General features: G+C 62.5%; 9 protein-coding genes. 6 read left to right on the top strand and 3 right to left on the bottom strand.

Annotated elements, in window-relative coordinates; all coding sequences use genetic code 11:
- Nucleotides 1-69 precede the first annotated feature (69 nt).
- From BN984_RS16975 to BN984_RS19845, 3 genes are all read left to right on the top strand, one after another.
- Entirely contained in the window at nucleotides 70-345 is a 276-nt protein-coding gene (locus BN984_RS16975) for a hypothetical protein (RefSeq protein WP_008097301.1), read from the top strand.
- Nucleotides 346-924: 579 nt separating this feature from the next.
- On the top strand, nucleotides 925-2,082 hold the full coding sequence (locus tag BN984_RS16970; protein ID WP_049968816.1) for a glutathione-independent formaldehyde dehydrogenase: 1,158 nt from the start codon (nucleotides 925-927) through the stop codon (nucleotides 2,080-2,082).
- Nucleotides 2,083-2,151: 69 nt separating this feature from the next.
- Entirely contained in the window at nucleotides 2,152-2,313 is a 162-nt protein-coding gene (locus tag BN984_RS19845) for a hypothetical protein (RefSeq protein WP_162832781.1), read from the top strand.
- Here the strand turns inward: BN984_RS19845 and BN984_RS16965 are convergent, their stop codons facing one another.
- Nucleotides 2,314-3,429 (bottom strand): CobW family GTP-binding protein, encoded by a 1,116-nt coding sequence (locus BN984_RS16965; protein WP_049968815.1) that lies wholly within the window; start codon nucleotides 3,427-3,429, stop codon nucleotides 2,314-2,316. It lies immediately after the preceding gene.
- A 278-nt stretch (nucleotides 3,430-3,707) separates the two neighbouring features.
- Here BN984_RS16965 and BN984_RS16960 point away from each other — a divergent pair, with 278 nt between their 5' ends.
- Nucleotides 3,708-5,462 carry an aldehyde ferredoxin oxidoreductase family protein gene (locus BN984_RS16960; protein ID WP_049968814.1) on the top strand — a complete coding sequence of 585 codons (1,755 nt, stop codon included), beginning with the start codon at nucleotides 3,708-3,710 and terminating at the stop codon, nucleotides 5,460-5,462.
- A 51-nt stretch (nucleotides 5,463-5,513) separates the two neighbouring features.
- Complete coding sequence (gene yqeC / locus BN984_RS16955) at nucleotides 5,514-6,245, top strand: selenium cofactor biosynthesis protein YqeC (RefSeq protein ID WP_049968813.1); 732 nt, start codon at nucleotides 5,514-5,516, stop codon at nucleotides 6,243-6,245.
- Here yqeC and BN984_RS16950 read toward each other — a convergent pair.
- Both BN984_RS16950 and BN984_RS16945 read right to left on the bottom strand, forming a co-directional pair.
- Nucleotides 6,242-6,853 carry a molybdenum cofactor guanylyltransferase gene (locus tag BN984_RS16950; RefSeq protein WP_008097293.1) on the bottom strand — a complete coding sequence of 204 codons (612 nt, stop codon included), beginning with the start codon at nucleotides 6,851-6,853 and terminating at the stop codon, nucleotides 6,242-6,244. The two genes, yqeC and BN984_RS16950, sit on opposite strands and share 4 nt — an antisense overlap.
- Before the next feature lie 980 nt (nucleotides 6,854-7,833).
- Nucleotides 7,834-9,306 (bottom strand): RICIN domain-containing protein, encoded by a 1,473-nt coding sequence (locus tag BN984_RS16945; RefSeq protein WP_049968842.1) that lies wholly within the window; start codon nucleotides 9,304-9,306, stop codon nucleotides 7,834-7,836.
- A 467-nt stretch (nucleotides 9,307-9,773) separates the two neighbouring features.
- Between BN984_RS16945 and BN984_RS16940 the strand changes: the two genes are divergently transcribed.
- Nucleotides 9,774-14,624, top strand: coding sequence for a glycoside hydrolase family 2 TIM barrel-domain containing protein (locus BN984_RS16940; protein ID WP_156037900.1), 4,851 nt, complete (start codon nucleotides 9,774-9,776; stop codon nucleotides 14,622-14,624).
- The last annotated feature ends 17 nt before the right edge of the window (nucleotides 14,625-14,641 follow it).

Below are 14,641 nucleotides of genomic sequence, written 5' to 3'. Positions count from 1 at the left end.
CAGGTGACTGCACCGGACGGGACAGCGAGCGGAGCAAAGACCTAAGGCGGCGACGTGCCGTCTACCGTGATGATGACGAACCCACGGTTCGACGACGTTCGAGAGAAGGCGGCCGATGCGACTCGCGAAGACGACGTCCTGTCCGTGTACACCGGGCTCGTCCACCACGACGGTCGACACGAGTACTACTTCGCCAACGATACCGAAGAGGCGTCGGAGTTACGCGAGACTGCGGCCGTCCAACTCGGGATGCTGGTTCGGGTCCTCGCGGACCGCTCCGATAGCGACGTCGAGGAGATTACCGACCTCGCGGCGGAGCGAGCCGAGAACATGCGATTGAAGTAGTCATTACTCTGGTACCGGGTGTTCGGAAGCGCATTCTCGTCGGGACGTGTCGGACGTGTCACCGAGTCGCTCCGCGTCGGGCGCGAGCGGACGCCGTCCCACGGTGAGAACCAAATCGCTGTCCGTCGTTACCTGACAGTATGCGCCAACAACTGCCGAGGTGTCGAAGTGCTACTGATGCGCTTCATCGCCAGCCGTTTTGGGCGGTCCGTCGTGGATTCATTCCGGGGGCGAACGCCCCGCACATCATGTAAGAAAACAGAGTGCTTGTGGGATATCTCGGCTCGCACGTGAGATACAGACTCCGGCGAAGTTGATTGTGGTACGGTCCTGCGACAGTCGGTCGGACAGATAGCGCCGAACGCGGCCGCGACCGTCGAGTTCGAACTCGAGCTTCAGTGAGCGAGTAATCGAACCGGGTTCAACATAGAAAACACACATAATAATTTTTCTGATGTTTTGAGAATGCATTACTAAACCCTCCTCAAGCGTGAAGTGTCCGATATCAGGAAGGCTGAATCGACCCGAGATATAAATAGCAACCGTTCGCAGAGGCCGAGTGGAGTCCGCACAATGTCTATGAACGCAGTCGTCTACAAAGGCGAACGAGAAGTCGCAGTCGAAGAAGTCGAAGAGCCCCAGATCGAACATCCAAACGACGTCGTCATCGACATCACGACGACCTGCATCTGCGGGTCCGACCTCCACATGTACGAGGGACGGACGGCCGCGGAGCCGGGAATCGTGTTCGGCCACGAGAATATGGGTATCGTCGAAGAGGTCGGCGAGGCCGTCAGTAGTCTCGAAGTCGGCGACCGCGTCGTCGCACCGTTCAACGTCGCCTGTGGCTTCTGTGAGAACTGTGAGAACGGCTACACCGGCTTCTGTACGAACGTTAATCCGGGGTTCGCCGGGGGAGCGTACGGGTACGTCGCCATGGGACCCTATCAAGGAGGGCAGGCCGAGAAGCTCCGCATTCCGTACGCCGACTTCAACGCGCTCAAGCTACCGGACGGACGGGAGCACGAGGACTCGTTCGCGCTGCTCGCGGACATCTTCCCGACGGGCTGGCACGGCACGGAACTCGCTAACCTCGAAGCCGGCGATTCCGTCGCTATCTACGGTGCCGGTCCGGTCGGCCTGATGGCCGCCTACAGCGCCAAGCTCAAGGGCGCTGCCGAGATTTACGTCGTCGACCGCGTTCCCAGTCGCCTCGCACTCGCCGAGGAGCACTGCGACGCCACGCCCATCAACTTCGAGGAGGGCGACCCCGTCGAACAGATCAAAGAGATTCACGGCGGCGGCGTCGACAAGGGCGTCGACGCGGTCGGCTACCAGGCTATCGACCCGGACAAGGAAGCCGACGCCGCGTACGACCCTGCTCGCGAGAACCCGGCTGTCGTCATCAACAACCTCATTCGGACGGTCCGACCGACCGGCGAACTCGGTATTCCCGGTCTCTACGTGCCAGACGACCCCGGCGCTCCCGACGAGATGGCCGCTCAGGGTCGCCTCGGCATCGACTTCGGCCTCCTCTTCGAGAAAGGTCAGGCACTCGGCACCGGCCAGTGTAACGTCAAGGAGTACAACCGACAACTCCGGGACATGATAATCGAAGGCCGCGCCGACCCGAGTTGGGCCGTCTCCCACCGCGTCGGCCTCGACGACGCGCCCGAGATGTACGAGAAGTTCGACAACCGCGAGGAGGGAGTCACGAAGGTACTGCTGGAACCCTAACGTAGCGGAGTCTCTCAACTCGGCCCCCTCACCGACACTCCTTTGCCGGTTAGTCCGGTATCGCGTTCTATGTGTCAGTACTGCAGTTACCGGTACCACGACGGTTGGACGCAGTTGTTGGAGTACGACGAGGTGTATCAGACGGTAATCAGCGGTGACTCGGAGTCGACCTACGGCTTCCACGAACCGTGGGACGAACTCCGAGACGAGGTCGATTTCGGCGCGGCCTAATCAGGCAGACTCGCGGGGAAACGGGTCGTCGGGGTACGCCGCCCCTCGTTCGTCCGTCGTCGCCAGGCACTCGTCGAGTTCTCGAGTCACTGTGTCCTCGTCGAGGTCGCGGCCGATGAACACGAGTCGCGTCTCGGGGTCATCGTCTTCCCATCGACCGATGGGGCCGGCCTGCACCGACGGCCCCGCCTGACTCACACCGAGAACCGTTTCGGGACGACTCGCGACCCACGCGAACCCTTTCGCACGGACGACGTTCCCCCGCCAGTCACCGAGCCAAGCATCGAGTCGGTGCGGGTGGAACGGGCGGTCTCGACGGTAGACGAAGGATTCGACACCGTGGGCCGTCGCTGCCGAGGCGGCATCGTCGTGGGTGTGTTCGTGGTCGTGGTCCGCCTCGGCCCCGTCGCCCGTGAGGGCTCGTTTCCAGCCCTGATGGCGCTTCGCCGCCTCGAAATCGAAGCGTCCCGTATCGAGAACCTGCGTCGGGTCGACTTCGCTGTAGGTCGTCCGGTGGAGGCTCGCACGTGGCTGGAGTTCCCGAATCTCCGCTTCGACGGCGTCCAACGCATCATCGGGGACCATATCACACTTGTTCAGCAACAACACGTCGCAGAACTCGACCTGCTCGACGAGCACCTCCGTCAACGGACGCTCCGGGTCGGGGGCGGCGTCCGGAAGCGATTCTTCCGGGTCGAACGCCTTCCAAAACCCGTAGGCGTCGATGACCGAGACCGTGGTATCTAACCGGAGTCGTTCCGGCAGACCGCCCTCGTTCGACTCGCCCGTCAGCGCCCGCGCAATCGGGAGCGGTTCGCTGATTCCCGAGGCCTCGATGAGGAGATAGTCGAACGAACGCGTCTCCGCCAACCGCGTCACCTCAGTCACGAGGTCGTCTTGCAACCGGCAACAGATACAGCCGTTCGAGAGGTCGACGACTCCATCGTCAGCCTCTGACGCGACTAATTCCGCATCGACGTTCAATTCGCCCATATCGTTGACGACGACGGCGATGTCTCTGTCACCGGGGTCGTTCAGGAGTCGATTGACCAACGTCGTTTTACCCGCCCCGAGTGGACCGCTAACGACCGTAATCGGTATTTCGGCTGTGGACATGTCGATGTGTGTGACGCCTCACGAGTGGTCGTAATGAAAACTGGGGCGGCCGACTCACACAAGAGACAGAACCCGCCGTTCTCCGAACTGCCGTCGTGAAAAACACATCATAACTATTCTTTGATATTTCTGGTTTCCTGTCCGTTCGTGTTGGGCACCTCGAACACCGAACAAACCGAACTGTGCGTCTTTGTCGGAGACGTTCGCCCCTCGAAATCGCTCGACGGTCCGCGAGAACGGCATCATCTTTTTGGTCGCCGGTACTGACGAACGACCAGATGGCGCCTCCAATCGCTGACCGACTCCTCACAGTCGACTTGTCCGCCGGCTCGGTCGAGAGTACGCCGATTCCGGACGGGTGGCGACAGCGATACGTCGGCGGAAAAGGGTTGGGTGCCCGCTATCTCTACGACGAACTCGACGCCGGCGTCGACCCGCTCGGCGAAGAAAACGCGATTCTGTTCATGCTTGGCCCGCTCTCGGGCTATCTCCCGGGTGCCTCGAGATACGCCGCCATCACGAAATCCCCGTTGACAGGGTGTTTTCTCGACTCGTACGCGGGGGGTGAGTTTCCCGACTCCCTGGCCGGCGCGCTCGGGTCGCACATGGGCCTGCTCGTAACGGGCATCGCGTCCGACCCCGTTCACCTCGTCATCGAAGACGGGAGCGCGACAATCGAAGCCGCCGAGACGTGGGGAGCCAGTACGGTCGAAACGGCCCGAGCGTTCCCGAACGCGTCTGTCGCGTGTATCGGCCCCGCGGGAGAACGACAGATCGCATATGCCACGATCGCCTCCGACGCCGGCGACCACCACGCGGGCCGAGGGGGAGCGGGAGCGGTGATGGGTTCGAAGCGGCTGAAGGCGATCATCGCGAAAGGAGACCCCCCTGACGGGTTAGACGACCTGCGAGAGGCCTACACGACGAAGTACCGAGAGACCTCTACCGGACAGTGGCTACGTGCCAGCGGGACCGTCGAGACGATCGATTTCGCGAACGAAATCGGCGCACTCTCGACGCGAGGCTGGAGTGGCGGACACTTCGACGAGACGGATGAAGTAGGAATCACGACAGTCGAAGACCGAGCCGTCGGTCGCGAATACGCCGAGGCGACGACTCCGGGAGGGTATCGCGTGGCCACGGAAGAAGGCGATTACGTCCCACGCGGCGCCACCGCGATGTCGCTCGGAGCCGGACTCGACATCGACGACTTCGACGCCGTCGCAGCGTTGGGACAGACCTGTGATCGGCTCGGAATAGACCTCATTAGCGCTGGTAGCGCAGTCGCATGGACCATCAAGGCCAACGCCGCCGACGTACTCGACCGCCCACTCTCGTTCGGTGACCCCGACGGGGCACGCGCCCTCTTAGGGGAGATTGCGGAACGCGAGTCAGACCTCGGCGACGCGCTCGCGGACGGAGTCGAAGCGGCGGCGACGCAGTTCGGCGGGCGAGACCTCGTCCCCACGGTGAAGTCGATGGAGCTCCCTGCCTACGACCCGCGCGGCGCGCAGAGCATGGCACTCGCGTACGCGACCAGCGATCGGGGTGCGTGCCATCGGCGGGCGCGACCCATCGAGCGCGAGGTGTTCGACGGGAACTGGGGAGCCGACCGGACCGCGGCGGAGGTCATTCGCGAACAGGACCAGCGGTCGATACTCTGGAGTCTTATCGCCGATGACTTTTTCGGCGACGCGCTCGACGACCTCGGCCGGGAGTGGCTCGAATCGGTCAGCCTCGAAACCGTCGGGGAACTCGCCACAGTCGGCGAACGGGTTTGGAACGTGACGCGCCTGTTCAACGTCCGTGAAGGTATCTCGCGCGAGGACGATGCGCTGCCGGCCACGCTCCAAGAGCCGCTTGGGACAGGGCCACGCGCAGGTGCAGTCGTCGATAGCGACGATTTCGACTCGATGCTCGACGCGTACTACCGCCGCCGTGGTTGGGACGAAAACGGCGTGCCGACGGCCCAGACTATCGACCGCCTCGACCTTACTGAACTCACCGAGGACTTCGACCACCTCCATGATTGAACACCACACGAACGGCGGGACGGCGAACTGTACACTACCCGTGGAGCGAATATGACGCTCGCCGATCTGCTCTGCGCTCGAAGCGGCGTGGTCTGCGTCGTCGGCGCGGGCGGTAAAAAGTCCACACTGTACGCGCTGGCGCGTCAACTCGACCGCGCCGTCGTGACGGCCACCGTCCGCATCCCCATCTTCGACCAGCACGTCGCCGACGTGGTCGTGACCGAGCGCCCGGCTGCCGTGCTCGAACGGGTGGCGGACTGGCCGGTGGGCGTCGTTCCCGACCGCGACCGCGACGACCGCTACCGCGGGTACGACCCCGACGTGGTCGACGCCATCGGAGAATCGGACGCCACCGACGCCGTGCTGGTGAAGGCCGACGGCGCGCGGATGCGCGAGTTCAAGGCACCAGGTGACCGCGAACCACAACTCCCGGAGACTGCCGACACCGTCCTCCCCATCGCCAGCGTCCACGCGGTCGGCGAACCGCTTACCGAAGCGTGCGTCCACCGCCCGGAGCGGGTCGCCGCCCTCACCGACCTCGAACTCGGCGACACGATCCGCCCGTCCGACGTCGCAACAGTACTCACCAGCGAACGTGGCGGCCACGCGGATGTCCCCGACGGTGCGACAGTGATTCCCGTGCTGAACAAGGTCGACGACGCGGCCCTCGAGGCTGTCGCACGGGAGGTTGCTTCGGACGTTCTGGCTCAGTCGGACGTCCCACGCGTCGTACTGACGCAGTTGACGGCGTCTGACCCCGTCGTGGCCGCCGTAGAACGCTAGCGCAACTGTTCCGCCGCGTGAGCGAGCTCTTCGGGGGTGTTGATGTTCTCGAAGGTATCGAGGCTCGCGTACTCGCGCACCTCGTCCTCCCCGAGGACGACGTAGTCGAGCGTGAACAGCGGGTCGATGATTTTGTGGCTCCCTTCAGCTAGCGCGGTTTCACAAGCGTCGGCCATCGCCGAGGCACGGTACACCGCGTGAGTAGGCTGGAACCAGCCGTCACCGACCCGCGGCACGGCAGCGTCGTGACCGCCTGCCCGCTCGAACAGTCTGTCGATGAGCGCGGGTTCGAGAAAGGGCATATCGCATGCGGCGACGAACGCGTACTCCGTCTCCACGGCCCGCAAACCGGTCAGGATTCCCGCCATCGGCCCCTCGTCGCACTCTGCGTCTTCTGCAATCGTTATCGGGTGGTCGTAACCGTCGAGCGCGGTTCGGAGCGTATCAGCCTGTTCCGGTCGGCAGTTGACGACGAGGCTATCGATTACACCGACCATCTGGTCGGCGACGCGACGGATGAGAGGGGTCCCAGCGAGAGAAGCGACTGCTTTGTCCTCCGCACCGAACCGCGTCGAGTACCCGCCGGCGATGATGACACCGGTTCGCATACTAAGCGTGTTCATTTTCGTTGTCCAAAGCAGTTGTGCTACGAATCGGATATCGATCTGGTCCATTCTGTGTGTTCGATGCCTTTTGAGGAGTCAGAACGTTTGATTTTGGGACATGTGAGGGGGTGAAAACGTACTGGAACCATTACACAGATAGCTGTGTTATTCTATATTGTAAAATGGGCTGAGAATCCAGAATGAATTCCGAGTCAGCTATCTCCATGGCAACAGATGATATTGCGCTATACAATTTATGAATCCCCGACTATCGTATTGCGGTACAAGACGAGTGAAAACAGGAGATCGACACCCCGAACCTCGTAGAATAGAACTGTGAGGGCCGAAGAAGCTATTTCCAGAACTAACGCTCGATGGTTCAACATCGAGTCGCAGTACCGAACTGGCGACGCACTGGAACAGCCAACCACTACATTCCGATGTCTCACCTGCGAGCTGCTTGTTCGGTCCACAACTCCCGGGCCGGAGCACCCAAACCGGGCCTCCGCCGACCAATCCGAATCTGAATCCGGGATTTTCGAGACAATCGGCGATTATGAAATATATTTGAATTGAATACTAGTATCGTTGTCTACTACAGACAACGAGGATTAGTAGTTAGGACGGGGGAGGCGACGAGAGATTGATAAATTATATATCGCTATACTAAATTTGGGATTGGTCCACAGTTTCGGAGGATAGCTTGATGCGTCACTTCCTTTCAACACAAGCATCAGTGAACTCTCAGAGACAGAACGTGTATCTGGTTCAGAGAAGTCGAGTCGAGCTATCTGTAATCGAATGTTAGACGCACCCGAGTGCTGGTCTTAGAGGTACAAAGTGGATTCCACGTTCGAACAGAGAAACGGCGCGTCGGTGCCACGACGATGCGCCGAGCGCGAGCAACCTAAACGACTGCCATTGCAACGCGGAGTCAGAGGCTGCGGTGCTGGATCAGCGTCGTTGTGACGCAGTAACGCCGATCACCAAGGGCGGCCGTCCCAGAGAGGTTGAACGCCACCGATGAAGTTGAAGTTCCACCGCTGGTTGTCCCCACCGTTCCACGGCCACTGGACGACGTCGTCTCCGTCAGCAGTCCCGGCGTTGTACACCTCAGCAACGTCATCAGTAGCGATATTTTTGATGCGGTAGGTCCCATCACCGTTGTCGATAATGTTCCACTTCTGGGGCGCTCCGGTGTACCACGGCCACTGCTGGAGACTCGCGCCGTCCGTGGTCGTCCCGTCCGGCACGTCGAGTGCACGGTTGCTGTTCTCGTTGACGATGCGGTACTCGCCGCCGCCGATGTACTCGACCCACCACCGCTGGCAGTTGCAGTCGTTCGCGGTCCACTGCCGAACGTTCGCACCGTCGCTCGTACTGGCATCTGCGACCTCCATCACTTTCCCGCTGTTGACGTTCTGGATCTCGTAAATCCCGTCAGCGAGGATGCCGCTGTCGTTGGTGTTCGGTTCGACCGACTGGAGACTGGGCGTCTTATCTCCGGCGATGACGGGCCAGTCGTCGTCTGTCCACTCGACACGGTCGATGAAGAACTGCCGGGCCGGAACGCCGTCTACGTACTCCGGCCCAGTACGGTCGTAGGCGTGATAGACGAACCAGTCCTGCCCGTTGTCGTCCGTCGTGATGTCTCCGTGGGCGGGCGCGACGAACCGACCGTTCGAGGTGAGTTGCGCGATGCCGGCGTTGTCGCTGTTGTAGTTCATCATGTCCGTTCCGGACACGTCGGTGTACGGCCCGAAGAAGTTCGTCGAGCGCCCGACTTCCACCTCGTAGGTGCTGCTGTAGCCGTTACAGCAGGTCCCGGTTGCGACAAACAGGTACCAGTAGCCGTTGCGGTAGAAGACTGTCGACCCCTCGTAGGCGTCACCGGCGACCTGTTGGAGCGTCCCTGGCTTCCAGTCCTGTAGGTCCGAGGTGAGCTCCATCAGATAGATTCCCTGGAAACTCCCCCAGAACAGATACGGCGTGCCGTTGTAGTCGACGAAGTACCCGTCGATGGACCCGGCGCCCGCGTGGTCGTTGTCACCGATAATCTGGCCGTAGTCAGTGAAGGGGCCGTTCGGTGTGTCGGACTTTGCGAGGCCGATACCGAACTCACCGCTCTCCCACGGGCGGGGTGAAAGCGAGTAGAACATCACCCACTCTCCGTCGTAGTAGTGGATGTCCGGTGCCCAGATGGACCCGTACGTCCAGCCCGGACGGGAGTCGAAGGCTTCACCGACGTAGGTCCACTCGTGGAGGTTGTCAGAGCGCAGAATCGGGACGAGCAACTCGTCAGAGTCGTTGTTCCGATTCATGTTCGTTCCGTAGGCCCACCAGGTTCCGTTTCCGTCCCGGTGAATCGTCGGGTCGGGGAAGTGAGGGCCGTACAGTGCGTTGTGGTAGTGTGTCGAATCGTCCGTCGTCGCAGAGACTGACCCGCTCCCCGCCACTGCAAGAGTCGAACCGAGAGCGCCGATACCGATGCTTTTCAAGACGTTCCGCCTGTTCATGCCACTGTCATCTTCTGCCATGCAACTGCTAAACTATAGACACACATACATAATGCTTTTTACTGTTATTGTCTGACTCGTTTCTTCTCACTCCGGGTGAACACGATAGTGGAATCGGCTTCTCGAACGACAGACGGGGAGAGACCACATCATAAGCCACGAGGCGAGAGTGGCCCCAAAATAGCAGTTATCTAACACGGTGTGATTACGGGTCGAGCCGGCTATTCAGTGACAAGTAGTCATCAATCAGATAATACTCCGTGCATTTTCTATTGGTTCTATGTAATACTGCCATTAGAATTAAGTTAACTGTATATGATTATAGTTTGACGGTCGTAGTTCCTCAACTGCGCGTCAGGAAGGCGGTTGACGAGCGATCTAGACCTCCTACCGCACATCGAAGCACCATGACACACTCAAATCGGCGGAAGACACAAACCGAACAGTCACCCGATAGTCGGCTCACGCCGACGCGACGGAAGTTTTTGCAGGCGACCGGAATGGCCGCGGTAGCCATGGGAGCCGGTTCGAAATCCGGTGCCGCGGCGGAGACGGACGCGCCGGGGTCGCCCGGCCGGGTCTCGAATCTCGCGGCGTACCTCGAAGCCCCCGAGATAGTCGCCGAGAACGTCGAGCCAACGCACGTTACGACCGCCGTTCCCTACGGGTCCGTGCACGCGGCCCGGACGGCGGACGAACCGTTTACCGAACTCGAATCGCGATTCGCGGAGTCGAAGTACGTCCAGCTACTCAACGGGGAGTGGCAGTTCGCGTTCCACGAGAGGCCTGCCGACCTTCCCGACTCGTACGACGGCCTTGCGAGCGACGAGTGGGAGTCGACAGACGTTCCCGGTGTTTGGCAGACGCAGGGGTACGGCCAGCGAATTTACGCGAACAATGCCATCTCGTGGGAGGCCTACGAGCCGAGTCAGGAAGGTGATTTGGTGCCCGACGGGAACGGCACCGTCGACGTTCCGGGCATCGACGACGACGGCCTCAACCCCGTGGGCACGTACCGACGGTCGTTCGCAGTGCCAGAGGCGTGGGACGGACGCGAGACGTTCCTCCACTTCGAAGGCGTCAAGCAGGCATTCTTCGTGTGGGTCGACGGCGAGTACGTCGGCTTCCGGACGGGGTCGATGACGCCCGCCGAGTTCGACGTCAGCAACCACGTCGAGGCCGGCGGAGACCACCAGGTCACGGTGCAGGTGTATCACTGGTCCGACAGCGAGGCGCTGGAGACGATCGACATGTTCCGGTACGCCGGAATCTTCCGAAGCGTCTACTTGTTCGCGACGCCGACGGTACACCTCAGGGACTTTTACGCGCGCACCGACCTCGACGACGACTACGAAGACGGCGAACTTCGTATCGATGCCGAAATCGCGAACTACGGCGATGCGCCCGCGGGAGAGTACGAGGTCCGCGCGCACCTCTACGAGACCTCCCGCACGAAACCGGGCCGCGGACCACCGCGTGGAAACGGTACGAACGCGGCAGGTCGAGACAACGGGAAACAAAAGGGCCGCGAGGCACTCCAGGGTCGCGACCCACCGGACAACACCGGGTCCGGCCGCGGGCCGCCCCGCGGGCGCAAGGCTACGACCCTCTCAACGACCGCGGCCGTGGACGAAGACGGTGCGGTAGTCACACTCGATGCCGACGTAACGGACCCCGCGAAGTGGTCGGCCGAGCATCCGAACCTCTACCAACTCGTGTTGGAACTCGCTCCCGCCGGCGGCAAGCCGACGGAAGCGATGCTGGAGAAAGTTGGCTTCCGAACCTACGAGACGACCCGCGGACAACACGGTGCCGAGGTTTTGGTCAACGGTGAGTCGATCGATATTCAGGGCGTGAACCGACACGAGACCGACCCCGACTTCGGGCGGACGGTACCAATCGAGCGCGTTCGGGAGGACATCGAGACGATGCGGCAGTTCAACATCAACGCGGTCCGGACCTCCCACTACCCGAACGACCCGTCGCTGTACCGGCTCGCAGACGAGTACGGACTCTACCTGCAAGACGAAGTCTGCGTCGAGAGCCACTGGTGGCAGGAACTGCTCGCGAACACGGAGGTCTACCACGACCAGGCGGTCGCGCAGTTCCGCCGAATGGTACTTCGAGACCGAAATCACGCCTCGATTTTCAGTTGGTCGACCGGCAACGAGGCCGGGACGGGTGCCGAACACCTCGAGATGGCGTCGCTAGCGGCCGACTCTGACGAGTACATCCCCGAGGATACCGCCGACGTGAGCGGCGTCGGAACGGTCGAGTCATTCGAGGGAACTGCGGAGGGGTTAGCGTCCGACCGCCTGCTCTACCACCAACCGAACGGCGGCGGCTGGAACGTCGAGTACAGCGACATGCTCGGACCACGATACGCGGACATCGAGACGTTGCTGTCGGTCGGCGACGGGTCGTACATCGGTGACGGACTCCGTCCCGTGGTGATGGGTGAGTACAACCACGCGATGGGAAACAGTCTGGGACTCGTCCACGAGATGTGGAACGAGCACATAAAGCCGCCAGTCCGGGAAGCGACCGACCGGGCAGGGTCCGATACCCCCGGCGTGCTCGTCGGGTCGCCGGACGTCGTTCCCGGGCCGGACGCGGCACCGGGGGGGAACACCGACGGGACGGTCGAACTCGGCGCGGGCGACGCGATTGAAATCCGACGAAACCCCGAGTTCGAACACGACGGCGAGTTCACGGTCGGCGCGACGATTTCCGTCGACGAGGGTGCCGCGATGGGCGACATCCCCATCGTCGTCGACGAAGGCAGGTACGCGCTGACGCTTTCGAACGGTGAAATCGAATTCTCGGTCGGAGGCGCCGAGGGCACGGCCACGGCCACAGCCCCGATTCCCGACGGCGGCCTCGGCGACTGGACGACCATCGTCGGCGTCGCTGACTCGAACGCGCTCGCGATTTACGTCGACGGCGAGCGCGCAGGCACGTCGAATCGCTCCGGCTCGGGACTTCCCGCTGGTACGGAGCCAGTCCGAGTCGGTGGCGAGGGTGACCTCGCAGTCGACGGCGTCGGCATCTACGACCGCGCTGTGAACCCCGACGAGACGAGCGACGCCGACGGCGAACGAAGGGACGGTGCTCTCGTCGCGTACGACTTCGCCGACCTGCTGCGAGACAAGAGCCTCGTCGGCGGGTTCATCTGGGACTGGGTCAACCAGGACCTGAACGACACCACGGCGGACGGCGAGCCGTTCCAGTTCTACCACAGCGACGGCCCCGACGGGGCGTTCTGTCTCAACGGGTTGGTCTGGTCCGATCGAGACCCACAGCCCGAACTGTGGCAACTCAAACACAGCCACCAGCCGGTCGGCGTCGCCGACGCTGACGTTGCGGCGGGCGAGATTTACATCTCGAACCGCTACAACTTCACGTCCCTCGACGCCGTCGAGGGGCGATGGGAACTGACCGCCGACGGCGAAACGCTCCGCTCCGGTGGCTTCGATGTCGACATCGGTCCGGGAGAGACTCGCCGCGTCAGCCTCCCCGTCGAAGCGCCGTCGAATCCCGGGGCGGGCGTCGAGTGCCGACTAACGGTTCGATTCACACTCGCGGAAAGCACCGCGTACGCCGACGCAGGTCACGAAGTCGCGTTCGAGCAGTTAGAAGTCCCCGTCGACGCGCCAGAACCGGAATCCGCGTCGCTCGATTCGATGGGACCGCTATCGGTCGACGAAGCCGGCGATATCACCATCTCCGGTGACGGCTTCGAGTATGTCGTCGCCGACGACGTGGGGACGCTGTCTTCAATGGCGTACGAGGGAACCGAACTACTCGAACGCGGCCCGCTGTTCAATTCGTGGCGCGCCCCGGTGATGAACGAGATTCAGCAGTGGGGGAGCGCCCCCGCGCTCTCGTGGTACGAGGCGGGTCTGGACGAACTGACTCATTCCGTGGAGTCTGTCGAGGTCGAGCGCCGCGACGAGTCGCTGGTCGAGGTCGCAGTCGAGGGCTTCGCCGAGGGCACCGAACCGTCCCGTCGGCTGGAGACGCCGGACCGTTCCGAACACGACAACGACGGCGTGCTCACGGGTGAGGCCCGAATCGTCACCGGTGCTTCCGGGCAGGCCGTCGAGTTCACGAACGACAGCACGCTCTCGCTCGGGCAGTCCGAGAGCCTCGACATCACCGACGCGGGACTCACAATCGAGTTCTGGGTCCGCCCCGGCGAGCCACAGGACGGTGGCGCGGCGCAGGTCTACGTCTCCAAGGGCGGACGACAGTATCTGCTCAAGCGCCGCGAGAACGGTCGTGACGGGTATCTGGAGTTCGTATTCAACGCCGACGGCTGGTACGTCGCCGACGGACCGGTTCCAGACGACTGGACGGAAGGCTGGCATCACGTCGCGGGCGTCTGGGACGGCAGCGAGATGACGCTGTTCGTCGACGGGGAGCGTCTCGGAACCGGATCCTACGAAGGGACGCTACAACACATCGACGCGCCGACGCAGGTCGGTTCGAGCGTCGCCGACGGAACCGCACTCGACGAGGTTCGCATCTACGACCGTGCGCTCTCCGAAGACGAACTCGGGGGACTCGCCGCGGATACGCCGCTCGACGGCGTTGTGGCGTGGTTGCCGCTCGACGAGTTCAGTAGCGTCGAAGATGCGAACGGTCCGGGCTTCGCCACCAGCTATCACTACCGCGTCTACGGGAGCGGCGATGTCGCTGTCGACGTGGAGGCCCGCCCCAACGAGGGGCTTCGCGAGACGGTCGAGGGCTGGCTGCCGAAGGTCGGCGTCCAACTCGAACTCCCCGAGCGATTCGGCGACTTCGAGTGGTACGGTCGCGGCGAGCTGGAGACCTACCCCGACCGCAAGTGGGGCGTCCCAATCGGGCGCTACGAGGGAACCGTGGACGAACAGTACGTCCCCTACCTCCCCCCGACCGACAACGGGAACAAGGCCCAGACGCGGTGGGCGACGCTCTCGGACGGCGAGGTGTCTCTCCTCGGGACGTTCGGAGCCGAGGATGCGAACGTCAGCCTCGAACAGTGGGCGAATCTCGCGGCGGCCGAACACCAATCCGAACTGGATGAACGCGGGTCCGTCGGGTTCAACCTCGACCACCGGGTGACCGGCCTCGGGGGAACCCCGACCGAACCACTCGACCGGTATCAGGTTCCGGTCGAGGCGACTTCGTTCGGCGTCGTCCTTCGGCCCTTCGACCCCGACAGCGACGACCCGATGGCGCTTGCGAACCGACGACTCCCCGACGCTCAGGAGTAGCGTTCGGGCCTCGGTCT

Source organism: Haloferax prahovense, from assembly GCF_000723845.1.
GTDB classification, from domain to species: Archaea; Halobacteriota; Halobacteria; order Halobacteriales; family Haloferacaceae; genus Haloferax; species Haloferax prahovense.
This window is presented reverse-complemented; position numbering and strand designations above follow the sequence as displayed.

Bases quoted from the DNA above. Each gene is read 5' to 3' on its own strand.
- BN984_RS16975 (WP_008097301.1), top strand. From the start codon at position 70: ATGATGACGAACCCACGGTTCGACGACGTTCGAGAGAAGGCGGCCGAT.
- BN984_RS16970 (WP_049968816.1), top strand. From the start codon at position 925: ATGAACGCAGTCGTCTACAAAGGCGAACGAGAAGTCGCAGTCGAAGAA.
- BN984_RS19845 (WP_162832781.1), top strand. From the start codon at position 2,152: ATGTGTCAGTACTGCAGTTACCGGTACCACGACGGTTGGACGCAGTTG.
- BN984_RS16965 (WP_049968815.1), bottom strand. From the start codon at position 3,429: ATGTCCACAGCCGAAATACCGATTACGGTCGTTAGCGGTCCACTCGGG.
- BN984_RS16960 (WP_049968814.1), top strand. From the start codon at position 3,708: ATGGCGCCTCCAATCGCTGACCGACTCCTCACAGTCGACTTGTCCGCC.
- yqeC (WP_049968813.1), top strand. From the start codon at position 5,514: ATGACGCTCGCCGATCTGCTCTGCGCTCGAAGCGGCGTGGTCTGCGTC.
- BN984_RS16950 (WP_008097293.1), bottom strand. From the start codon at position 6,853: ATGCGAACCGGTGTCATCATCGCCGGCGGGTACTCGACGCGGTTCGGT.
- BN984_RS16940 (WP_156037900.1), top strand. From the start codon at position 9,774: ATGACACACTCAAATCGGCGGAAGACACAAACCGAACAGTCACCCGAT.